20 protein-coding genes are annotated in these 21849 nt (G+C 65.7%); 5 read left to right on the top strand and 15 right to left on the bottom strand.

The features are described 5' to 3' along the window. Positions 1-4 precede the first annotated feature (4 nt). Together ACM42_RS14590 and ACM42_RS14585 are read left to right on the top strand one after the other, a co-directional pair. Entirely contained in the window at positions 5-1717 is a 1713-nt protein-coding gene (locus tag ACM42_RS14590) for a S8 family serine peptidase (protein WP_271528571.1), read from the top strand. A 584-nt stretch (positions 1718-2301) separates the two neighbouring features. After that, positions 2302-3000, top strand: a complete 699-nt coding sequence (locus ACM42_RS14585) for a TIGR03809 family protein (protein ID WP_271528570.1) — start codon at positions 2302-2304, stop codon at positions 2998-3000. On the opposite strand, the gene ACM42_RS14580 is transcribed toward ACM42_RS14585, so the two are convergent. The 6 genes from ACM42_RS14580 to ACM42_RS14555 form a co-directional block, all read right to left on the bottom strand. Further along, entirely contained in the window at positions 2997-4367 is a 1371-nt protein-coding gene (locus ACM42_RS14580; RefSeq protein WP_271528569.1) for a TIGR03808 family TAT-translocated repetitive protein, read from the bottom strand. The two genes, ACM42_RS14585 and ACM42_RS14580, sit on opposite strands and share 4 nt — an antisense overlap. 201 nt (positions 4368-4568) lie before the next feature. Next, positions 4569-5222 carry a pyroglutamyl-peptidase I gene (locus tag ACM42_RS14575; protein WP_271528568.1) on the bottom strand — a complete coding sequence of 218 codons (654 nt, stop codon included), beginning with the start codon at positions 5220-5222 and terminating at the stop codon, positions 4569-4571. Next, complete coding sequence (gene meaB / locus ACM42_RS14570) at positions 5219-6208, bottom strand: methylmalonyl Co-A mutase-associated GTPase MeaB (RefSeq protein ID WP_271528567.1); 990 nt, start codon at positions 6206-6208, stop codon at positions 5219-5221. The genes ACM42_RS14575 and meaB overlap by 4 nt, the downstream gene beginning before the upstream one ends. Positions 6209-6259: 51 nt before the next feature. Beyond that, positions 6260-7771, bottom strand: a complete 1512-nt coding sequence (locus ACM42_RS14565) for a tripartite tricarboxylate transporter permease (protein ID WP_271528566.1) — start codon at positions 7769-7771, stop codon at positions 6260-6262. Between the two features lie 4 nt (positions 7772-7775). Beyond that, positions 7776-8267, bottom strand: a complete 492-nt coding sequence (locus ACM42_RS14560; RefSeq protein WP_271528565.1) for a tripartite tricarboxylate transporter TctB family protein — start codon at positions 8265-8267, stop codon at positions 7776-7778. Positions 8268-8470: 203 nt separating this feature from the next. Continuing rightward, on the bottom strand, positions 8471-9463 hold the full coding sequence (locus ACM42_RS14555; protein ID WP_271528564.1) for a tripartite tricarboxylate transporter substrate binding protein: 993 nt from the start codon (positions 9461-9463) through the stop codon (positions 8471-8473). Between the two features lie 154 nt (positions 9464-9617). On the opposite strand from ACM42_RS14555, the gene ACM42_RS14550 reads away from it, so the two are divergent. After that, positions 9618-10160: an SRPBCC family protein gene (locus ACM42_RS14550; protein ID WP_271528563.1), complete on the top strand. Its 543-nt coding sequence runs from the start codon at positions 9618-9620 to the stop codon at positions 10158-10160. A gap of 7 nt (positions 10161-10167) precedes the next feature. Here the strand turns inward: ACM42_RS14550 and ACM42_RS14545 are convergent, their stop codons facing one another. The 9 genes from ACM42_RS14545 to ACM42_RS14505 form a co-directional block, all read right to left on the bottom strand. Then, positions 10168-10956 (bottom strand): DUF3298 domain-containing protein, encoded by a 789-nt coding sequence (locus ACM42_RS14545; RefSeq protein ID WP_442868930.1) that lies wholly within the window; start codon positions 10954-10956, stop codon positions 10168-10170. Between the two features lie 34 nt (positions 10957-10990). Further along, entirely contained in the window at positions 10991-13147 is a 2157-nt protein-coding gene (scpA, locus tag ACM42_RS14540) for a methylmalonyl-CoA mutase (protein ID WP_271528562.1), read from the bottom strand. A gap of 23 nt (positions 13148-13170) precedes the next feature. Then, positions 13171-13635: a GFA family protein gene (locus tag ACM42_RS14535; protein WP_271528561.1), complete on the bottom strand. Its 465-nt coding sequence runs from the start codon at positions 13633-13635 to the stop codon at positions 13171-13173. After that, the gene (locus ACM42_RS14530) at positions 13632-15503 is read right to left on the bottom strand and encodes a methylmalonyl-CoA mutase family protein (RefSeq protein ID WP_271528560.1); all 1872 of its coding nucleotides are present in this window, start codon (positions 15501-15503) and stop codon (positions 13632-13634) included. Before ACM42_RS14530 ends, ACM42_RS14535 begins: the two co-directional genes overlap by 4 nt. A gap of 81 nt (positions 15504-15584) precedes the next feature. After that, positions 15585-16076: a 2-amino-4-hydroxy-6-hydroxymethyldihydropteridine diphosphokinase gene (gene folK / locus ACM42_RS14525; protein WP_271528559.1), complete on the bottom strand. Its 492-nt coding sequence runs from the start codon at positions 16074-16076 to the stop codon at positions 15585-15587. Between the two features lies 1 nt (position 16077). Beyond that, positions 16078-16446 carry a dihydroneopterin aldolase gene (folB, locus tag ACM42_RS14520; RefSeq protein ID WP_028176687.1) on the bottom strand — a complete coding sequence of 123 codons (369 nt, stop codon included), beginning with the start codon at positions 16444-16446 and terminating at the stop codon, positions 16078-16080. Further along, positions 16443-17303 carry a dihydropteroate synthase gene (gene folP, locus ACM42_RS14515; protein WP_271528558.1) on the bottom strand — a complete coding sequence of 287 codons (861 nt, stop codon included), beginning with the start codon at positions 17301-17303 and terminating at the stop codon, positions 16443-16445. Before folP ends, folB begins: the two co-directional genes overlap by 4 nt. Positions 17304-17575: 272 nt before the next feature. After that, a complete protein-coding gene (locus ACM42_RS14510) occupies positions 17576-17983 on the bottom strand; it encodes a DUF4332 domain-containing protein (RefSeq protein WP_028176685.1) in 408 nt (135 codons plus the stop codon). Between the two features lie 25 nt (positions 17984-18008). Further along, entirely contained in the window at positions 18009-18374 is a 366-nt protein-coding gene (locus ACM42_RS14505) for a DUF2267 domain-containing protein (protein ID WP_271528557.1), read from the bottom strand. A 345-nt stretch (positions 18375-18719) separates the two neighbouring features. Between ACM42_RS14505 and ACM42_RS14500 the strand changes: the two genes are divergently transcribed. Further along, positions 18720-20342: a helicase HerA-like domain-containing protein gene (locus ACM42_RS14500; protein WP_271528556.1), complete on the top strand. Its 1623-nt coding sequence runs from the start codon at positions 18720-18722 to the stop codon at positions 20340-20342. A gap of 220 nt (positions 20343-20562) precedes the next feature. Further along, complete coding sequence (locus tag ACM42_RS14495) at positions 20563-21846, top strand: glycosyltransferase family 87 protein (protein ID WP_271528555.1); 1284 nt, start codon at positions 20563-20565, stop codon at positions 21844-21846. Positions 21847-21849: the final 3 nt, after the last annotated feature.

The raw sequence follows: 21849 nt of genomic DNA, 5'->3' as shown, positions 1-21849 counted from the left end.
GCCGATGACGGGCAAGTCCGAGAGCTGGATGCGTGCCGGGGCCTGCGCTTCATCCATCGGAGCCGCCCTTCTGGTCGCCTCTTGTCTCGGCGTCGAGGTTGCGCAGGCGCAGGCGATCATGCGTACGCCTACGATCAGCGTTCCCTCGCGCACCCCGACGATCTCCCCGAGCATTGCCCCGCGGGTCAACCCGACCCTATCCGCCAGGGCGGTGTCGGTCGACCGCGGCCCGCGTCCGATTACGACCGCCCGGATTCCTTCGGCGCGGATCGGATTGACGCCGGTGCTGCCCTATGCGCGGTACTCCCCCAACCTCTATCCGGCCTGCACCGCGCCCTATCGGGCTGCCGACGGCGAATGCCTGGCGCAGGCGAACGCGGGCGGCGAGGGCAGTGGAAAATCGGGCAACAAGAAGAGCGCCCGCAAGGGGCGCGGCAACAACACGCCGGTCGCGGTGAACCAGCGCAGCTTCGGAGGCGAATTCGTCGCCGAGATCGACGGCAGTCTGTCGGTGACGGAGGCCGACGAGCTTGCGCGTCGCCACGGCCTCGCGCGCGTCGCATCCGAGAATTTTCCGCTGATCGGGGCGACGTTCGGCCTGTTCCGCATCACCGACGGTCGGCCCGTTGAGACGGTACGGCGCGAGTTCGCGGCCGACGGCGGCGTGCGCTCGGTCCAGCCGAACTTCCGCTACGTGCTCCAGGACCAGAAATCGTCCGTACCGGTCGAGGGCGATCCCGCGCAATATGCGCTGGCAAAACTCCGCCTGCCGCAGGCGCATGCGCTGGCGCGCGGAGCCAACGTGACAATTGCCGTGATCGACTCCGGCATCGACGCCAAGCATCCCGAACTCGCCAATTCCGTCGCCGATCATTTCGACGCGCTCGGCAGTGCCGAGGGGCCGCACGTCCACGGCACCGGCATCGCCGGTGCCATCGTGGCGCATGCCCGCCTGATGGGCAGCGCGCCCGAGGCGCGCATCATCGCCATCCGGGCCTTCGGCGGCGCCAACGGTGGCGCCGAGAGCTCGTCCTACATCATCCTGCGGTCGCTGAATTATGCCGCCGAGCACGGCGCGCAGATCGTCAATATGAGCTTTGCCGGCCCGAAGGACGCGATCATCGAGCGCGCGATCGCGGCGACGGCCGCACGCGGCCTCGTGCTGATCGCGGCCGCCGGCAATGCCGGCGCGAAATCGCCGCCGCTCTATCCGGCTGCCAATCCCAATGTGATCGCGGTCAGCGCGACGGATCAGCAGGACAGGCTGTTCACCGCCTCCAACCGCGGCAACTACATCGCGGTCGCAGCCCCCGGCGTCGACATCTTCCTGCCGGCACCCGCCGGCAAATACCAGATGACGTCGGGAACCTCGTTCTCGGCCGCCCATGTCTCCGGCGTCGCGGCGCTGCTCCTCGAGCGCAACCACGCCTTGAAGCCGGAGGCGCTGCGCATGACGCTGGCGAAGACCGCGCGCGATCTCGGCTCCCCCGGACGCGACGACCTTTTCGGCGACGGTCAGGCCGACGCCTTTGCCGCGGTGATGGCGGTGCCCGCCGACAGCGCGACGCCCGTTGCGGCTGCGTCCGGTACAACAAAACGTGAAGATGCCGAGAAGCGTCGCGGCGAGCCCGGCACCCGTGCGGTCGAGCAACCGTCGTTGTCGGGCTCGGACGAAAAGTCCGCGGTTTCTCAGGCAGATAGACCGGCGGCGCGATAGCGGCTGCGACAAGGATGCGCGCAGGCCGAAGCTCAAAAAAGCGAATCCTCGCATTGAACGTTCAGCCAGCTGCCACGACCAAATGATGTGGGAGCGGTCATCCCTCCCCATCAGTCATATCAGGCGCGAGCGCCCATCCACCCCAAGCGCCCATATGGCTCGACCCGTCCGGTTGTCCCCCCGGACGGGTCTTTTCTTTTCAGAGCGTTTTTGAGCGAAGTGGACGCCGGTTCGCGTGAAGAAAACGCGTCAAGACAGGAATCCAGAGCTTCGGTTCTGATTCAATCAGAACCGAAGCTTTGGGCATCCGATCTTTTGAAGCTTCGCGTTCGTTCAGCTTGCGGTTGAGGATCGCCGGGGCGTCCGTTGCCGTCGCTCACGCAACGCGCCGCAACTCCGTTATGCTTGTGCGAAGCTTGACTCGAAAACGCAGCAAATTTCCGGAGGACTACGGTATTTGATGACGAATGCCGTGTCGCTGCTGGACAAGTCAAATCTTTTCCACAAAATATTCATGTCGCGTCTAAATTGATTCGTGTGCGTTGCGTCCCCCGCGTCCGTATTTTTTCCTGACGGGCTGGTTCATGACACATCGCCAAGAGTTCGTTCGCGACGCAGCCGCTGGCCGCGCCATCGCGGCGCGCTGGTGCGCTCTCGCCGAACAGCGCCTGCAACATCTCTCCGAGATGTTCGAGACCGGCCGCTGGCGCCGGTATCATTCCGAGATCGAATTCCTTGAAAACATTCAGGAAGCCAAGCGTGCGGTCCAGACCTGGCGCGCGCTCGCAACCGGCGGGGACGTCGCCGAGGCGGCTGCAAGCGTGACGCCCGCATTCGGTTGGTCGCCGGCGACGATGCCCCGCATGGCACCGCGCGAGCAGCAGGCGCAGACCGTCCAGCCCAAGGCCGTTCACATCGCGCCTGAGACCGCTGTGGCGGTCAGGCTCGATCAGAAGCCGGACGTGCTCGCGGAGATCACCGAGGCGCCGATCGCGGCGGTGTTGCCATCTGTCGCGATGGCGCCGCCCACTGCACCTGTCGCCGTGGCTTCGTTTACCGCTCCCGCCGAGATGCCGCCGCTCAAGGCTCCCGCCGCGAGGGCGCCGCTAAGCGCACCTGCCGTGAGACGGCAGGTCCCCACGCCGGCCGCCATGGCAACGCTTCTGCCGCAGTTCGCTCCGCCCGCCACCGAAATCGTCGCAGCCCCCGAGCGCGTCGTCGAATTCACCTTCAGCCTCGACGGCCTGGAAGCGAAGTACCCCCTGCTGCGGAACGCGTTCTAACGTCGCACCGCATTGCCGCCGACCACCACCTGCGCGAAGCGTTGCGCCCCTTCGGCCGACAGATCCGACGTCACGGGGCGGGCGTGGTCGAGGCCGACCACGGCGCCGCGCGGGGTCTCGGAGATCATGTTGTTGTTGACGAGCGCGGTGCCGGCCCCCGGCATCACCGACACCCCGACGCCGGCCAGCGCCTTGCGGATCACGTTGCCTGTGATCGCGACGTCGCGCAGATATCTACCCCAGCCGGCCACGATGCCGTAGGACGGCGCGTTCTCGATCACGTTGCCGGTGACCGATGTGTCAGCCTCGATGTAGATGCCGACGCCGGCATCGTCGTCCGGCGAGGTGCCGATCGGCCGCTTCGGGATCAGGTTGCGGATGATGTTGCCCTGGACCACGGCGATGCGGCCGCCTTCGTTGAAATTGCAGACGGAGACGCCGACGGCGGCGCCGTCGACCGTGTTGTTGGCGATCACGGCCGCCTCGAACGCGAACTCGGAGTAGAGCGCGACCTCGCGCACGTCACTGACGCTGTTGCCGCTGATGTGAATGTTCGAGGCCGAGTTGCCGCGCACAGCCGAGTAGTCGCAGTTCCTGATGCGGTTGCCGCGCACGATCACGTTGCCGGCGCGAAACGCGTTGATGGCATTCCCGTACTGGCCCGAGCCGCCGGGTCCGGCCTTGATGTCCTCGATACGGTTGTCAGCAACCAGCGTACCGTCATCGCCGATCGCGGTGCGCAGGATCTCGATGCCATTGTCGTTGGTGCCGATGATGGTGTTGCGGGAAACGCTGAGGCCCCTGGCGTCGAACGAGACCACCGCGGTCACCGCGATGTTGGTGAAGATGTTGCCGGAGATGTCGCCCGCGACCTGCTCGAGCCAGATGCCGCTGCCGCCGGATCCGGTAACCGCGCAATCGGCGACGCGGATGTCCCGACCGCCGAGAACATGGATCAGACCCCGCCGGGTTGGCAGCGGAATGTTGCCGCCATCAAAGGTGATGCCGGTGAGGCCGATCGCATCGGAGCCGTCGCTCTGGACCATCGAGGTCCCGCCCGTGAAGACCAGCTTGGTCGCACCGCGCACGCCGATCAGTTGCGCGCCGTTCGGTAGCCGCAACAGCCCGGTCCGGTAGATGCCCGGCGGCAGCGCCAGCGGCATTTGCGCACGCGCAGCCTCGTCGATCGCGCGCTGCAGCGCGCGTGTCTGATCCTCGCTGCTGCCAGGGCGAACGCCATATTGCGTGGCGTCGCGCCCGAGCAGGGACGTCAGCGGCGCCGCGCGCGCAGCGTCGGCCGGCATGGCGAGCGCGCCGGCGATGCCCGCGGTCGAAGCTCCGATGAGATAGCGGCGATTGAGGTCCATGACGCGTCCTCCGGCGGACGCGGGGGTGTCCGCGGAGACTAGGTAGCGCAGGGCGGCGAAGGCGGTGAGGATTGTTCGCGGTAGGGTTAAATGTTTACCGCAAAGACGGTGCCGAAGGGTGGGCAAAGCGAGGCGTGCCCACCCTTATCGCCACAAATGCGGATGCATGGTGGGCACGGCGCAAGCGCGCCTTTGCCCACCCTACGAGACCGAGGTGTTCCGCGCCTTCCTTGCCAACGCTACCATCTCGATCAGCATGGCCTCGCCCGCATCGACGAGTTCCTCCAGCGCGATCCGGGCTGAGCCCTTGCGCCGCACGGCGCCGCCGCGCGCAAGCAGCGGAATGTGGATGAAGGCCGCAAGCTTCGGTCCGCCGGCCTTCACGTTCTCGATCGCGCGCCAGCTCAGGTAATTGCAGAGATAGGCGCCGGCATCGCGCGAGGGGCGCGCGTCGATGCCGGTGAGGCGCGCGGCGCGCAGCAGCCTTGCGGTGTGCGGGCCGAACGTCATCGCATCTGCATGGCCGGCGATGCCGCGCTTGCTCGAGCGGGTGTTGGCGGCATCCGGCCACAGCATGGTCACGGCATTGCGCGCGCGGGTCTCGATCCGCAAATAGGGCGTGCGCGCCGCGAGGCCGAACATCAAGAGTGCATCCGGCTTCGCCGTCGCGAGCACTTCAGGCAATTGCCGGTCGACGGCAGCATAGGTGACCGGGAAGATGTGGCTCGACAGCTCGACATCGTCGAGCGCCGGCCGGAGCAGCTGCGTCAGCCGCGCGACCAGCGGCTGAGTCGGATTGTAGGGCGCGCCGGGAAATGGCCCGAAGCCGGTGAGGAGAATGCGGGGCCCCGTCATTGCAGCAACTCCAGAATGCGCTCGGCGGCGAGCGCCGGCGTGAGATGGCCCTCGGCGACTTCGGCCTCGATCTTCCGGACCTTCGTCCGCACCGACGCTTCGCTCCGCAACCTCGCCAGCATGCGCTGCTCCAGCATCGACCACATCCATTTCACCTGCTGGTCGCGCCGCCGCGCGGCGAAATCGCCGGACGCGTTCATCGCCTTGCGATGGTCGAGGACCTTCTGCCAGAGCTCGGCGATGCCGGTGCCGGCCAACGCCGAATAGGTGACAACGGGCGGATGCCAATGCTCGGACCTCGGCGCCAGGATGTGCAGCGCGCCGCGATAGTCGGCGGCGGTGATGTTCGCGCGCTTGAGATTGTCACCGTCCGCCTTGTTGATGGCGATCATGTCGGCGAGCTCGACCAGGCCCTTCTTGATGCCCTGCAGCTCGTCGCCGCCGCCCGGCAGCATCAGGGCCAGGAAGAAATCCGTCATGTCGCACACCGCCGTCTCGGACTGGCCGATGCCGACGGTCTCGACCAGCACGACGTCGAAGCCGGCCGCCTCGCACAGCAGCATCGCCTCGCGCGTCTTGGCCGCGACGCCGCCGAGCGTGCCCGAGGACGGCGAGGGGCGGATGAAGGCATCGCTCGAGGCCGACAGCCGCGCCATCCGCGTCTTGTCGCCGAGGATCGAGCCACCGCTGCGTGCCGAGGATGGATCGACCGCGAGCACCGCGACCTTGTGGCCCTGCTCGATCAGATACGTCCCGAGCGCATCGATGGTGGTGGATTTGCCGACGCCGGGCGAGCCGGTGATGCCGACGCGAAACGCCTTGCCGGTGTCGGGCAGCAGCATCTGTACCAGCTCGCGCGCCAGCGCCTGATGATCGCCGCGCCGGCTCTCCACCAGCGTGATGGCGCGGGCGAGCGCCGCGCGGCTGCCCGCGCGCAAGTCGCGGGCGAGGGATTTGATGTCCAGCGGGGCCTTCTTCTCAGTCATGCCCTGCTTTACAACGCCGCGGCAGGGCAGGCGAGGGCCGCCCGCGGCATATCACCGGGATGTTGCTGCCGCCGTCTGCGCCGGTTTCAGCTTCCGCCACACCCACACCATCACCGGCCAGAGCAGCGCGCCGATCGCCATCGCGGCCAGGATGGCGGCGACCGGCCGCTCGAAGAACGGCAGGATGCTTCCGTCGGACTTGATCAGTGATGTGACGAAGGCCTGCTCGACCATGGTGCCCATCACGATGCCGAGCACCATGGCCGCGACGGGATAACCGTTCGCCTCCATGACGTAGCCGATCACGCCGAAGGCGGCGACCGTGACGACACCGAACATGTTGTTGCCGATCGCGAACGAGCCGACCGCGCAGCACAGCATGATGACCGGCATGATGGCCGAGCGCGGCGCGAGCAGGATGTAGGCCGCGACCCGGATCATGGCGATGCCGAGCGGGATCATCATGATGTTCGCGATGATGAACATCAGATAGATCGCGTACATGCTCGACGCCTTCTCGGTGAACAGCGTCGGGCCGGGATTGAGGCCCTTCATGTAGAGCACGCCGATCGCGATCGCGGCGATGGTGTCGCCGGGGATGCCGAACAGCAGCGAGGGCACCCAGCCGGAGGCGATGCTGGCATTGTTGCTGGCGCCGGCTTCGACCAGGCCCTCGACATGGCCGGTGCCGAACTTTTCCGGTTCCTTGGAGAAGCGCTTCGACATCGCATAGGACACCCACGCGGCCATGTCGGCGCCGGCGCCGGGCAGCACGCCGATGATGATGCCGACGATGTTTCCGCGCGTCATCTGCCAGTGATAGAGCTTGGTCAGCTTCCACTGGCCGGCCATGATGCTTCCGAACTTGCGCCGCGGCAGCGGCGGCGGCTCCGGCGTCAGCATCGCGCGCATCACCTGCGCCACCGCGAACACGCCGACCAGCGCCGGGATCGGCTCGATGCCGCCGAACAGATCGGTGAGGCCGAAGGTGAAGCGCGGGACGCCGCCGGGATTCTCGATGCCGATGCAGGCGACGAGCAGGCCGATGAACATGCCGGCGATCGCCTTTACCGGAGAAGAGCGTGCGACCAAGGTGGCGCACATCAGGCCGAGCAGCGCCAGCCAGAAATATTCGAAGGTCGAGAACGACAGCGCGATCTCGGCCAGCGGCGGCGCCAGGATCATCAGCGACAGCACGCCGGCGATGCCGCCGACCGCCGAGAACCAGACGCCGGCCCCGAGCGCGAGCTCGGCCTGGCCCTTGCGCGTCATCGCGTAGGCCTCGTCCGCATAGGCGGCGGAAGCGGGCGTGCCGGGAATGCGCAGCAGCGCGCCCGGAATGTCGCCGGAGAAGATCGCCATCGAGGAGGCCGCGACGATGGTCGCAATTGCCGCGATCGGCGAGAGATAGAAGGTGACGGGGACGAGCAGGGCGGTTGCCATCGTCGCCGACAGGCCCGGCAGCGAGCCGATCACGAGCCCGTACACGGACGCTGCGAACATCGCGATGATGACCTCCCAGGTGGAGATCAGCGCGAACGCATCGATCAGGGTTTTCAGCATGGGATTACCAGGGCGCCGGCAACAGGCCGGCGGGCAGCGGCACGCGGAGCAGCTTGCCGAAGATGAGGTGGATGGCGAAGGGCGAGAGGGCCGCGAGCGGCAGGGCCAGCTTCCACCTGGCCCCGAGCGCGGTCGAGGTGACGGAGACCATGATCGCCGCGGTGATGATGAAACCGAGCCGGTCGGCCGCGACGACGTAGAACAGCAGCAACGCCGGCGGCAGCAGCGCGCGCAGGCCGTAGAGCTTGCCCTGCGGCGGCGGGGCAGCGGCCTGGCCGTCCTCCATCGGGACCAACGCTTCCTCCTCCTCGAAGGAATGCCCGATGCCGAACACGATCGCGAGCCCGCATAGCGCGAGGCCGCAGCCGATCACCAGCGGAAACACGTTGGGGCCAACCGGCTGGCCCGGCACCGGCGGCAGGATCCAGCCGCCATAGGCAGCTGCTGCGCCGAGCACGACGAGAAACGATCCCGTCACGGAGTCGGGAAGACGCATGGGTGGGGTCCTGTGGAGTTTCTTCTTCCCATCCACGTTCTTACGGAGAGAGGGTTCGGGTGAGGGGACTTTCCGCGCGCATGGTGAGAGTTGGATTCGCGGAGAATCCCCTCACCCGAATTCGAGCGGAGCTCGAATTCGACCTCTCCCCGCATCCGCCTTCGTTGAAGCTTCGGCGGAAGAGCGCGGGGAGGGGTGAAACATCACGCCTTGCTCAGGCCCGCCGCCTTCATGGCTTCGCCCATCTGGGCGTCGCCCTTGTCCATGAAGCTGGCGAAGTGAGCGGCGTCGCCCCACACGGTGCCGAAGCCGCGATTGCTCATGAAGTCCTTGTACTCGGCGGAGTCGTAGACCTTCTTCAGTGCCGCGGTGAGCTTCGTTGCGATCTCCGGCGGAAGGTTCTTTGGCCCGGCAATGCCGCGCCAGGCGCCCGTCGCGTAGTCGATGCCCATCGCCTCCTTCAGCGTCGGCACGTCCTTGAAGATCGGGTTGCGGGCCGGCGCCATGATGGCGAGGCTCCTGGCCTTGCCCGCCTCGATGATGGCACGCGCCTCGGGCACCGAGCAGGTGGTGAGGTCGAGGCCGCCGGCGGCGAGATCCTGCATTGCCGGCGCCGCACCGTTCGAGGGCACCCACGCGACCTGATTGGCAGGCAGGCCCATGGCCTGCATCCAGCCGACCAGGGCCAGATGCCAGATGCCGCCCTGGCCGGTGCCGGAGGCCTTGAACTTGCCGGGAGGCGCCGCCTTGATCGCATCGGCGAGTTCCTTGACCGTCTTGTAGGGCGAGGAGGACGAGACCTGGATGCCCGGAGGGTCCTCGTTCATCAGCGCCAGCGGGGTGTAGCTCTTCGGCGTCAGCTCGGTCAGGCCCTGCCAGTGCATCATCGAGATTTCGACGGTGAGCATGCCGATGGTGTAACCGTCGGGCTGGGCGGTCGCGATCGCGCTATGGCCCACCACGCCGGAGCCGCCGGTGCGGTTGACCACGTTGAAGGGCTGGCCGAGGTCCTTTTCCAGCAGCGCCGCGACAATGCGCGCCGTCGCGTCGGTGCCACCGCCAGCGCCCCAGGGCACGATCACGGTGACCGGCCGGGCCGGATAGGATTGTGCGAGCGCGGGCTTGAAGCCGAAGGCGGCGGATGCTGCGACTGCGGCGGTTGAGGCCGCAAAGGTGCGGCGCGTAATCTTGGACATGAATCCTCCCAGCGGCACCCGTGACGCCGGGCGCTCTTGTCAATGGCGGCATTCTAGTCGGCTTTGCGGAGCCGCCGCAAGATAGCGCTACCAACGAGATCGCCGCATTGTGCGCGAAAGTTAGACGGGCAGCGGATGGGCAGTCGGAAACCGGGTGGGTTTTGCCCGCGTGAGCAGCCAACCTCAGCTCGTAACGGAAACCGAAGGAAAGCCACCGATGACCCGAGCCTATTACAGCGCCGTGCTGGACCACCCGCTGGACGAAGTCTGGTCGCTGATCCGCGATTTCAACAACTACCCCGCCTATATCGACGGGGTGAACGAGAGCGTGATCGAAGACGACAAGCGCGGCGATGAAGTCGGCGCCATCAGGCGTTTCTGCTATCTCGGAAACTGGATCCGTCAGCGCCTGGTCGATCACTCGGACCGGCAGCACACCTTGACCTATGCCGGTCTCGAAGCGCTGCCATATCCGCAAGATGACGGCGGCCGGAGTCCGGCGCCGGCGCGCTACCAAGGCACCATGCATCTGCGTCCGGTCATCGCGGGCGATCGCACCCTCATCGAATGGTCGGTTGCCCTCGAGACGGAGCCTGCGGATGCCGATCGCTGGCAGGCCCTGTTTGCCTCCTGGATTCCCGATTGGACGGATTCACTGGCGCGAACACTGGCTCGGGCCCGTCCGCGATCCAGTTAGCGATCGCTCACGGCCCGTCCGCGTCGCCCTTCGGCCGCGCGCCGCCGAAGATGCGGGTGCCTTCCGCGGTCAGGTAGGGTTTCAGCGTTTCCCAGGGCACGAAAGCAACATATTCGCCTTCAGCGTAGGGGCCGACAGCATACGGCGGGTAGTGGAAAGTCAGGCCGGAGCTTTTGCCAGCTTCGGTCGAGGGCGCGAGCGTCACCGCGCCGATCCTGAGCAGGCTCGGCTTCAACTCCTTGAACCACTCGTCAGTCGCGGTCTCGCTGGTGCCACGCTTTGTCTTCTCGGCCTTGAGTGAGGCGATCACGGCCTTCACCATCGCCTTCATGGTCGCCCCGTTGTCGGCGGTCTCGGTGAAGAACGGGCGGATCGAGATGCGCTTGTTGTCGGTCTTGTCCCACAGGATCGTGTTCACGTCCGAATTGGGATGGGCGCCGCGGGTGTTCATGTAGTCGTTGCGGAGGATGCTGACGTAGCGGTCGGCGACCACGGAGCGTATCTCATATTTGCGCTCGAAGTCCCAGCCACCGTCCTTGAAGAACTGCGGATCCTCCTTGCGCGAGGCCGCGGCCTCGGCCGCATTCTTGTCGAGCCATTTCCTGCCTTCAGCAAGGCAATCCGCCGCCAGCGCCGCATCCGCCTTGATCCTGTCGTCGAGGAAAACGCGCGCCTCGATGCTCTTGGTCTTGACGACGGCGTCGGGCTTGGGGTCGGCGGCGTGGGCGATGCCGAACAGCGCGCTGCAAACTGCGGCCGCAGCCAGCGCGCGCATGAACGTTGGCACGAGAAGCATTGCGCAAAGATCCTTCTTGCCGGAAGATCGACGGCTACTCCGCCGCCTCGCTATGGCCGAGCCGGGCATTCAGCTTGCGGATCAACTCTTCAGCAGCGTCCGCGATGACCGTGCCCGGCGGAAAGATCGCCTCCGCGCCGGCGGCGTAGAGCGCGTCGTAGTCCTGCGGCGGCACCACGCCGCCGACGATGATCATGATGTCGTCGCGGCCCTGCTTCTTCAGCGCGGCCTTCAATTCCGGCACGGCGGTGAGGTGGGCGGCGGCGAGCGAGGAGACGCCGAGAATGTGGACGTCGTTCTCGACTGCCTGCCGCGCGGCTTCGTCGGCGGTGGCAAACAGCGGCCCGATGTCGACGTCGAAGCCGATATCGGCAAAGGCAGACGCAATCACCTTCTGGCCGCGATCGTGGCCGTCCTGGCCGATCTTGGCGACCAGGATGCGCGGGCGGCGGCCTTCCGCCTCCTCGAACGCGTCGATCAGCGCCTGAACCTTCTCGACTTGGTTACCCATGCTGGACGCCTCCCGCTTGTAGACGCCGGTAATGGACTTGATCTCGGCGCGGTGCCGGCCGAACACCTTCTCCATCGCGTCCGAAATCTCGCCGACGGTCGCCTTCGCCCGTGCCGCGTCGATGGCGAGCGCGAGCAGATTGCCGTTGCCTTCGCCAGCCGAGCGCGTCAGCGCGGCAAGCGCGGCATCGACGTCCTTCTGGTTGCGCTCGGCTTTCAGCCGCTTGAGCTTGTCGATCTGAAGCCGGCGGACATTGGTGTTGTCGACCTTCAGGATCTCGATTCTGTCCTCGTCGGTCGGCTTGTACTTGTTGACGCCGATCACCGCCTGCTTGCCGGCATCGATCCGCGCCTGGGTCTTGGCCGAAGCTTCCTCGATGCGCAGCTTCGGCAAGCCGGCCTCGATCGCCTTCGCCATGCCGCCGAGTTCCTCGACCTCCTGAATGTGGCTCCACGCCTTCGCCGCGAGGTCGCGCGTGAGCCGCTCGACGTAGTACGAGCCGCCCCAGGGATCGATGATGCGGGTGGTGCCGCTCTCCTGCTGCAGGAAGAGCTGGGTGTTGCGGGCGATGCGCGCCGAGAAATCGGTCGGCAAGGCGAGCGCCTCGTCGAGCGCGTTGGTGTGCAGCGACTGGGTGTGGCCCTGCGTTGCGGCCATTGCCTCCACCGTGGTGCGCATCACGTTGTTGAAGACGTCCTGCGCGGTCAGCGACCAGCCCGAGGTCTGGCTGTGCGTGCGCAGCGACAGCGAGCGCGGGTCCTTCGGGTTGAACGGTTTCAGCAGCTTCGCCCAGAGCAGGCGCGCGGCGCGCATCTTGGCGACTTCCATGAAGAAGTTCATGCCGATCGCCCAGAAGAACGACAGGCGCGGAGCGAAACGATCGACGTCGAGCCCTGCGGCAAGGCCGGCGCGCAGATATTCGACGCCGTCGGCGAGCGTGTAGGCGAGCTCGAGGTCCTGCGTCGCACCGGCCTCCTGCATATGATAGCCGGAGATCGAGATCGAATTGTACTTTGGCATCTTCTGCGAGGTGTAGGCGAAGATGTCCGAGATGATCCGCATCGAAGGGGCAGGCGGATAGATATAGGTGTTGCGCACCATGAACTCTTTCAGAATGTCGTTCTGAATGGTGCCCGACAGCTTCTCCGGGGGCACGCCCTGTTCCTCGGCGGCCGCGACGTAGAGCGCGAGGATCGGCAGCACCGCGCCGTTCATGGTCATGGACACGCTCATCTGGTCGAGCGGAATCCCTGCGAACAGCGTGCGCATGTCGTAGATGGAGTCGATGGCCACACCGGCCATGCCGACGTCGCCGCCGACGCGCGGATGATCAGAATCGTAACCGCGATGGGTGGCAAGATCGAAGGCGACCGAGAGGCCCTTCTGTCCCGCCGCGAGGTTACGCCGATAGAACGCGTTGGAATCCTCCGCCGTGGAGAAGCCGGCATATTGCCTGACCGTCCAGGGCTGGTTGACGTACATGGTCGGGTAGGGGCCGCGCAGGAACGGCGCGATGCCCGGATAGGTCTCGAGGAAATCGAGCCCGGTAAGATCAGCCTCGCCATAGGCGGGCTTCACCAGAATGCCCTCCGGTGTCAGCCACGGCTCGGCGCTGCCTGACGGCGCGGCAGTGGTGGCTCGCTCGAAAGCGACATCGGCAAAATTGGGAATGCTGCTCATGGCTTCAACCATATCATAGACGGTCAATCATGATCCGGATGCTGATGGCTGACGATGGTCGCCATCTTCTCCGGTCCGTAATTCTGCTGCGTTGTCTGGCTCGGCAGGTTGGCGATGCCGACCACCCAGCCGAGGCGGGATTCAGTGCCGAACTGCCGCGTCGGGATCACCCGGTCGGGGCGGTCGAAGGTGCCGGTCATGATCTCGATGCGGTCGCCGTCGATGCGGCCGAAGCTCAGCGGCGTGCCGCAGGCGGCGCAAAAGCCGCGCTCGGCGATGGTGGAGGAACGGAAGAACGAGGGCTGTCCCTTGGTCCAGGCGAAGTCCGTCTTGTTGATGTCGGCAAAGGAGGCGAATGGCGCACCGGCTGCCTTCTGGCACATACGGCAGTGACAGATCGAGATCCTGGTCGGCGCCGTCATGACGGCAAAGCGCACCGCGCCGCATTGGCAGCCGCCGGTGAGAACGGGTTTGCTGGTGTCGGTCATGGCTGCTCCATCCGTCGATAGGCGTCTTGCAGTGTCGCAAGCGCATCGCCTCCGGCGAAGACAAAACCCGTGACGCCGGCGGCCCGCAGCGCCGCCTCGGCATCAGTCGGGCGGCCCGCCAGATAGATAAGTCTGCTGCCTGCCGTTTGCAGGGCCCGGGCAGCGGGTTCCGCCTGACCGGCATAGACCTTGTCGCTGGAGCAGAGGCACGCAAGCTCGGCGCCTGAGGCCTTGAACGCGGCTGCCAATTTGGCCGGATCGGCAAAGCCCTCGCTGTCCAGGGCCTCGATGCCGCCGGCTTCGAAGAAGCTCTTCGCGAAAGTGGCGCGCGCCGTGAAGTCGGCGGGCGTGCCGAGATTGGCCAGGAACACGTTTGGCCGCGCGCCACGTGCCTTCAACGCCGCGTCGGATTTGTCGCGCAGCGCCTCGAACGGTTCCGCCAGCCGGATCGGCGGCAGCGCATCGAACTTGTATTTCTGTTCCCCGTAAGGCGGAAGCGCGATCGGCGTTGTCGTCAGCACGGTCGCTTCGCGCTCATGCAGGTTCGGAAACTCGCTGGCGCCGGTCAGCACGTCGCGGCGCTTTGCGATGTTAGCCTCACGCGCCTTTCGCGCGGCCGCCACCTTGCTCTGGAACACGCCCTGCTGAAGCGCCGCGAAGGCACCACCGGCTGTCTCGCTTTCCTGGAACAGCGCCCATGCGGCGTCGCAAAGCTGCGCGGTCAGCGTCTCGATGCCGCCTGCGCCTGCCGCGGGATCGCTGACCCTGGCGAGGTTGCTTTCTTCCAGCAAGAGAAGCTGCGTGTTGCGCGCTACGCGCCGCGCGAACGGATCGGGCAGGCCGAGCGCCAGCGTATGCGGCAGCACTGTGATCGCATTCGCGCCAGCGAGCCCGGCGGCGAACGTCGCCATGGTCGCGCGCAGCATGTTCACGTAAGGGTCACGCTGCGTCAGCATGCGCCAGGCTGTATCGGCAGCGATGTACAGCGGTTTCGGCGTCAGCCCGCAGGCCTGCTCGATGCGTGCCCACAGCAGCCGCAGCGCGCGGAATTTGGCCATGGTCAGGAATTGGTCGGCATCTGCGGCAAGCCGCGCATAGACCATGCCCTGCGCCTGCTCGAGGGGAATGCCGGCGCCTTCGATCGCGCGCAGATAAGCGACGCCGCAGGCAAGCACGAAGGCAAGCTCCTGCACCTCCGAGCCACCGGCATCATGGATCACGCGCCCGTCGGCGGAGGCAAACGGTCCCTTGAAGCCGAGCGCGGCAAGGCCCTTGATGGCGCCGGCGACGGCAGGAACGATCTCGTCCCAGGTATAGGGGCTGTGGCCCCACACTGCGGCGGCCGCGAGCGGATCGAGGCCGAAGCGGATGTTGCAGGCTGCGGGATCGAGCCCCTTGCTCTTGACATATTCCGCGACATGGACCGCGGCCATCCGCGATTGCGGGCCGATCTGAAGCTCGAGGCCGATGCCGGCGTCGAGATGAATATCTTTCAAAACCTTTGCGACAGCATCCGCCGAAGGTTCCAGGCCGAAACCATGGGCGCCGCTGCCGCCGGCGAACACCAGCGCGAGCCCTGTCGCGCCGTTCTCGAGGTCGGTGAGGGCCTGGGCATTCGCGAGCGCCGCGTCGGGATGGTCGATCCGCTGCACGATCTGCCACGGCGCAGCCGGCGGGCGTCCCACCACGGCCGCAACGCCCTTGGCGCGCGGATAGAGCGGATCGATCCTGATGCCGTCATAGGTCTTGCCGACCAGCTTCTCGAACGGCGCGCCCTTGAGCACGCCGTCGACCAGCTTGCGCCAGTCCTCGACGGTCGCCTTGGGAAAATCCGCCGCCAGCGGCAGGTCGTCAGTCACGGAGGTCATGCGGCGAGGGGCTCCCAAACGTCTCGTTATTCGCAGGCGAAATTGCCACGGCAGACCGTCCCTGCAAACGGTTGTTTTTGGTTAACCGGTATCCGGAAGCCGCTCAATGCCTTGCGTGGAGACGCTGGCGAGGCCGTCACGCACACGAATGCCTGAGATCACGCGGTCGGGCGCAATTTCGGCCAGCGGCACCAGCACGAAGGCGCGCTCGAACAGGCGGGGATGCGGCAGCGTCAGGTCGGGCTTCTGCAAGCTGACGTCATCATAGGCGATCATGTCGAGATCGAGCGTGCGCGGGCCCCAGCGTCGCTCCTTGGTTCGCACGCGGCCGAATTTCTGCTCGACTTTCTGCAGCACGAGCAATAGCGCGTGCGGATCGAGACCGGTCTCGATCTCGATGCAGGCGTTGATGAAGGGATCCTGGTCCTCGTCGCCCCAGGGTGGGGTGGCATAGTCCGAGGAGCGTGCGATCAGCGTGCCTTGCGCCATGCCGCAGATATGGGCGATCGCCTTGCGGAACGTCGCGCGGACATCGCCGACATTGCCGCCGAGTGCGATCAGCACGTTCGCCATCTCAGGGATGCCGCGAGCGTGTCAGCATGATGCCGACATCGTCGAAGATCGCGGCGATCGGCGCATGCGGCTTGTGCACCGTGATCTTCACGGCGCGGACACGCGGGAAGTTCGACAGGATGGCGTCGGCCACCGCGCCGGCCGCGCGCTCCAGCAGCTTGTAATTGGTGTTCTTGAACGCCGCTGTCGTCGTCGCCACGACATCGGCGTAGGACACCGTGTCCGCGAGCCGGTCGCTGCGCGACGGCTCGGACAGGTCGGTATAGAGTTCGAGATCGATGACGAAACGCTGGCCGACTTCGGTTTCGTGATCCATCACGCCGTGGCGGGCATGGATCGACAGGCCGGTGACGAAGATCGTATCGGTCATTGCTTGCTCTCGATTGCATGCGCCACCCGCAGGGCCTGCAGGGTTTCGCCGACGTCATGGGTGCGGATGATCTTCGCGCCGCGCTGCGCGGCAATCAGATGGGCCGCGATCGAGCCGGCGAGCCGCTCTAATGGTTCCGACGGCGACACCGAGGCGATGAAGCGCTTGCGCGAGGCGCCGACCAGGATCGGCAGGCCGAACACGTCCAGCTCGCGCAGCCGCGCCAGAGCGGTCATGCTCTGCTCGGGCGTCTTGCCGAAGCCGATGCCGGGATCGAGCACGATCTTGTCGCGCACGATGCCCGCCTGCGCGGCGATATCGAGCGAGTGCCGAAAGAACGCCTTCATGTCCGCGATGATGTCGATCGCGGGATCGACGCTGTCGCGGTTGTGCATGACGACGACGGGAACGCCTCTTGCGGCGATCAGCGGCGCCATGTCGGCATCGCGTTGCAGGCCCCAGACGTCGTTGGCGATCGCCGCGCCCTGGTCGAGCGCGAAGGCCACCACCTGTGCCTTCATGCTGTCGATCGAGACGGGCACGCCGAGCGCCACCACATCGGCCAGCACCGGCTCAAGTCGTGCCAATTCGTCTTGCGCTGTGACCGGCCGGGCGCCCTTGTAGGGCCGGGTGGATTCGGCGCCGATATCGATGATGTCGACGCCATCGGCGATCATCGCCCGAGCCCGCTCCAGCGCCCGCGCGGGCGCGATGAACTCACCGCCATCGGAGAAGGAATCCGGGGTGATGTTGAGCACGCCCATCACCGCGGGAAGAGGCCGTTTCAGCAGCGTCCGCAGCGCATCAAGCCCGGCCGAGCCGGCCGGCGGGACGGAAGGGGAGAGCGAGGCGTTCATGCGGCCCGCTTTGCGCGGTCGGCGAGAGGGAGTCAAGACGGGATGGGCGGTGTCGGTGTCTGCGGGCGGCGTCGATATTGTGGCACTCTCGCGCATCACCCCAGTTGTCGCCCCGGCGAACGCCGGGACCCATAGCCCCAGGGAAAAGTTTGGCGAAGACTCGTAGTCCGGTACTCCACCGTCTACGATCGATAGATTCCGCGGTATGGGTCCCGGCGTTCGCCGGGACGACACCGAGAACGCCGCGCGAGAATCCGTTCGAGGGGACCGCCCTAATACGTGATCTTCGGCGGCAGCTTCTTGGCCTTGGCGATGATGTCGCCGACCGACTTCTCGGAAGGCAGGATGCGGACGAGCTTCTTCTTCTCGTTGGCTTCGCGCATGCTCTGGGCGAGCCTCGCCGGATTTCGATAGGCGAGCTCGCGCACGGTGGTGACGCCGGCGGCGCGGACCAGGCCGACCTTGGCCTTGCCCATGCCGGGAATGCGCATGTAGTCGGAGACGTTGGCCCATTCCAGCAGCGACTGCTCGCTGATGCCCGTCTTGGCGGAAAGCGCCTTGCGGCCCTTCACGGTCGAGGCCGCCTCGAGCAGCGCGTCGGTGGTGCGGATTCCTTGCGCCTTCAACTTGTTGGCTGCAAAGGTCGACAGGCCCTCAATCTCGGAGATTGGATATGTCATGACACTCGATGTGAAATGCGTGGCTTCAGGCGAATTGGCTGAGGCCTGGAGTCCCAGCGATGATCTTGCCCATCTGATCCGCTCCGATTTTGTCTCGCCCGTAGCGGAAAAGTTCACGGGCGACCTTTTGTATATCGGACATGCCAAGTCCCAGGCCCATCAGGCGCGTGCCGACCGCCATCAAGCCGCCACCCATCAGCCGCGACAGGCCACCGCCGCTCCTGGACGCCTCGATCGCAGCTTCCGCTCCAGGGATCTGGTCGATCAGGGCCTGCACGCTCTCGGAAGGACCCTCGCTGCGGAGGAAGCCCAGGATAATGCCGACGGTCTTTTCAGCGACAGCACCATCTATGCTGGCGCTTGCCGCCAGCCGTCCGATCAGCTCGTCCATAAGGCCCCTCAGCCGGTTTGCACGCCGGAGTATTGCTTTCGAAAATGATCTTGAGCCGGTGTGATGTGAAATTCAAGCGATGAACGCACGTGCGGTCGCGATTCATCCTCGAACGCGCGAAAAGTGTTGCAGCCGTGCAAGAGCCGAGATCGAATCGGCAAAAAATTGCCGCGCTGCGAATACCCCGTTCCTACTTTCGGCTGATGTTGCCCATTCGTGTCCGACAATGTCGCATGCTCGGGGCGCGTTGAACGGTTTTAATCGGTGTGCGACATGCGTTAAACTACGGAACTGGTGCATTTGAGTTTCAATACGCGAAACTCGGCAAAGAGATCAGAGAGAATAATGACCGCACAGGACAGCAAGCTCGGCGATACCGACGACAAGATTTTCGTCGGCAAGGGAAACGAGCAGGCATGGCTGACGCTGGCGCTCGCCAATCGCCACGGCCTCGTCACGGGCGCGACCGGAACCGGCAAGACCGTGTCGCTTCAAGTGATGGCGGAAGGATTTGCGCGCGCCGGTGTGCCGGTCTTTGCGGCGGACATCAAGGGCGACCTCTCCGGCATCTCCGAGCTGGGAGAGGCCAAGGACTTCATCCTCAAGCGCGCCACCGAAATGGGGCTGACATTCCAGCCCGATCAGTTCTCGACGGTGTTCTGGGATGTGTTCGGCGAGCAGGGCCACCCCGTGCGCGCGACTGTCACGGAAATGGGGCCGCTCCTGCTCGCGCGCATGCTCGACCTGAACGACGTGCAGGAAGGCGTGCTCAACGTTGCCTTCCGTGTTGCGGACGAGAGTCTTCTGCCATTGTTGGATATGAAGGATCTGCGGTCGCTGTTGGATGCGATCGTTCCCGCCAGCGGCAAGAAGGCAGCGGATGCCGAGGAAGATCCATTTGCCGAGATCCGCAAGGCCGCGCAGAGCTTCGGCAATGTCAGCAAGGCGACGGTTGGAACCATTCAACGCCAGCTCCTGGTGCTGGAAAACCAGGGCGGAACGAAATTCTTCGGTGAGCCGGCACTGGAGCTGAAGGATTTCATGAAGACCGATAGCGACGGTCGCGGCATCGTCAACATTCTGGTTGCCGACAAGCTGATGGAGAGCCCCAGGCTCTACGCTACCTTCCTGTTGTGGTTGCTGTCGGAGTTGTTTGAGGAACTGCCTGAAGCCGGCGATCTGCCGAAGCCAAAACTGGTGTTCTTTTTCGACGAGGCGCATCTGCTGTTCAACGATGCGCCGAAGGCACTGATGGACAAGATCGAGCAGGTGGTTCGTCTGATCCGTTCCAAGGGCGTCGGCGTCTATTTCGTCACGCAGAATCCGATCGACGTGCCAGACAAGGTGTTGGCCCAGTTGGGCGGTCGCGTGCAGCATGCGCTGCGCGCCTTCACGCCGCGCGACCAGAAGGCGGTCGCCGCTGCGGCGCAGACCTTTCGGCCCAACCCGAAGCTCGACACTGCCAAGGTGATCACGGAGCTCGGCAAGGGCGAGGCGCTGGTGTCCTTCCTCGAGGGCAACGGCACGCCGTCGATGGTGGAGCGGGTGATGATCCGGCCACCGTCGGCCCGCATCGGACCGATCACGCCGGACGAGCGCAAGGCGATCATGGCTGCAAGCCCGGTGAAGGGCAAATATGACACCGCCGTCGATTCCGAATCCGCCTACGAGATGCTCCAGAAGCGCATCGCCGACACGGCGGCCACGGCGGACAGTCCAGCGGGCGGAAGCGGCGGCGGCATCCTGGGCCAGATCGGCTCGATCGTCGGCACCATCTTCGGCACCAACGTCAAGCGAGGCCGTCTGTCGACCGGCCAGGTCATCGCGCGGGACGTGACGCGATCGGTCACCAATCAGGTGATCGGTGGGATGGCCGCCAATATCGGCAAGTCGGTCGGCGGTCAGCTCGGCGGCTCGATCGGCCGCACGCTGGTCCGCGGCGCGCTCGGTGGATTGCTGCGGCGGTAGGCAGAACGCCCGACGGGAAGGCAATTCGTCCGCCGAGCTCATCGACCTCTCCCCTGATCTGGTCCTGATGTGGGAGGGGCCGAACGTCGCACACATTCAGGTGAGGGGGGCTACTCCAAGCCTCTGCCGGTCTGCTACGTCCTGTTTCGTCGCCGCACCGGACTGCCCTCGCACCGTGACCCCGCCCGCCCCCTTAGCCAAGCCTGATGCGCCGAGACGTTTGTCGCTGCGTGCTCCGCTGGATCTGCTTTTTCTGTTCTGCTGCGTCCTCCTGACGGCTGACGTGCTCGTCCCCGAGATTTTCGGCCACGGCAAGACCAAGGATTACGTGCTCTGGTACTGGGCCGGACAGCAGGTCTTGCAGGATGGGCCGCTCTATCCTGCCACGGCCCGCGACTATTTCGACTTCATCTATCCACCGCTCCCCGCGATCCTGCTGGCGATCCCGACCTGGTTCGGCAAAATCCCGCTCTATGTCGTCCTGTCGATCTTGAATGCTCTGGCGTGGTGGTACACCGGGACGCTCTCCCACGTCATGGCCGGCTCGCACCGCAAGCCTGGCCGCTGGCTGGAAGCGCTGCCGGTCCTGGTCACCGTGGCCTTCGTGTTCGACATGTTCGATCTGGGCCAGCCGAATCTCGTCCTGCTCGCGATGGTGCTCTATGGCTTCTGGAGTCTGCGGCATCAGCGGGCGTGGCTCGCCGGCTTCTTGTTCGCGCTCGCCGCCGCCATCAAGGTGTTTCCGATCGCTGTGCTGCCCTATCTGCTCTGGCGGCGGAAGTGGGCCGCCCTCGTCAGCACGATCGCCTTCACCGGCATCCTGCTCTATGTCGTGCCGGCGCCGATCCGCGGTTTCGAGCGCAACGCGGCCGAGCTTTCGGTCTGGTATCAGGGCATGGTCGGGACGAGCTCGGAAAAGGGCTTTGGCCAGCGCGCGGAGCAGAACTGGTCGTGGGTCAACCAGTCCCTCATTGCCGTCACGCATCGCCTGGTCCGTCCGATCAACTACAATCAGGACGATCGCAACAAGCCGCCGCGGACGATGAACGTCATCGACGTCGATTACGGGACGGCGAACTGGATCGTGCTGGCGCTGTCGGCACTGCTCGGGCTCGGCTTCGTCGCGATCATGCCGCGGGAGGCGCAGCGGACCGAGCGCTCGGACGCCGAGGAGCTCGCCATCCTGTTTTGCCTGATGACGGTGGCCTCGCCGCTGGCGCGGCAATACTACTTCATGTGGCTGTTCTTCCCGATGACGGTGCTGATGCATCGCGCCGCCTTCGACGAGCGGGCGCATGTGCGGCTGGGAACCTGGCTCGCCTTGGCCGCCGCCGGCATCCTCATGCTGCTGTCGCTGCCGTGGTTTCCCAAGGTCATCCAGGCCTGTGGCAACAACCTCGCTGCGACGGCCGTCCTCGCAGGGTGCCTCGCCTGGCACATCCGGCATCCGCCAGTTGCGGCTGGCCCGAAGGCCGCTCCGGCGTTAAAAGCGCAGACACCTTGAGAC

It is taken from the genome of Bradyrhizobium sp. CCBAU 25338, from assembly GCF_028128965.1.
GTDB classification, from domain to species: domain Bacteria; phylum Pseudomonadota; class Alphaproteobacteria; order Rhizobiales; family Xanthobacteraceae; genus Bradyrhizobium; species Bradyrhizobium liaoningense.
This window is presented reverse-complemented; position numbering and strand designations above follow the sequence as displayed.

Coding starts and splice junctions, on each gene's coding strand:
- ACM42_RS14590 (WP_271528571.1), top strand. CDS start 5: ATGACGGGCAAGTCCGAGAGCTGGATGCGTGCCGGGGCCTGCGCTTCA.
- ACM42_RS14585 (WP_271528570.1), top strand. CDS start 2,302: ATGACACATCGCCAAGAGTTCGTTCGCGACGCAGCCGCTGGCCGCGCC.
- ACM42_RS14580 (WP_271528569.1), bottom strand. CDS start 4,367: ATGGACCTCAATCGCCGCTATCTCATCGGAGCTTCGACCGCGGGCATC.
- ACM42_RS14575 (WP_271528568.1), bottom strand. CDS start 5,222: ATGACGGGGCCCCGCATTCTCCTCACCGGCTTCGGGCCATTTCCCGGC.
- meaB (WP_271528567.1), bottom strand. CDS start 6,208: ATGACTGAGAAGAAGGCCCCGCTGGACATCAAATCCCTCGCCCGCGAC.
- ACM42_RS14565 (WP_271528566.1), bottom strand. CDS start 7,771: ATGCTGAAAACCCTGATCGATGCGTTCGCGCTGATCTCCACCTGGGAG.
- ACM42_RS14560 (WP_271528565.1), bottom strand. CDS start 8,267: ATGCGTCTTCCCGACTCCGTGACGGGATCGTTTCTCGTCGTGCTCGGC.
- ACM42_RS14555 (WP_271528564.1), bottom strand. CDS start 9,463: ATGTCCAAGATTACGCGCCGCACCTTTGCGGCCTCAACCGCCGCAGTC.
- ACM42_RS14545 (WP_442868930.1), bottom strand. CDS start 10,956: ATGCTTCTCGTGCCAACGTTCATGCGCGCGCTGGCTGCGGCCGCAGTT.
- scpA (WP_271528562.1), bottom strand. CDS start 13,147: ATGAGCAGCATTCCCAATTTTGCCGATGTCGCTTTCGAGCGAGCCACC.
- ACM42_RS14535 (WP_271528561.1), bottom strand. CDS start 13,635: ATGACCGACACCAGCAAACCCGTTCTCACCGGCGGCTGCCAATGCGGC.
- ACM42_RS14530 (WP_271528560.1), bottom strand. CDS start 15,503: ATGACCTCCGTGACTGACGACCTGCCGCTGGCGGCGGATTTTCCCAAG.
- folK (WP_271528559.1), bottom strand. CDS start 16,076: ATGGCGAACGTGCTGATCGCACTCGGCGGCAATGTCGGCGATGTCCGC.
- folB (WP_028176687.1), bottom strand. CDS start 16,446: ATGACCGATACGATCTTCGTCACCGGCCTGTCGATCCATGCCCGCCAC.
- folP (WP_271528558.1), bottom strand. CDS start 17,303: ATGAACGCCTCGCTCTCCCCTTCCGTCCCGCCGGCCGGCTCGGCCGGG.
- ACM42_RS14510 (WP_028176685.1), bottom strand. CDS start 17,983: ATGACATATCCAATCTCCGAGATTGAGGGCCTGTCGACCTTTGCAGCC.
- ACM42_RS14505 (WP_271528557.1), bottom strand. CDS start 18,374: ATGGACGAGCTGATCGGACGGCTGGCGGCAAGCGCCAGCATAGATGGT.
- ACM42_RS14500 (WP_271528556.1), top strand. CDS start 18,720: ATGACCGCACAGGACAGCAAGCTCGGCGATACCGACGACAAGATTTTC.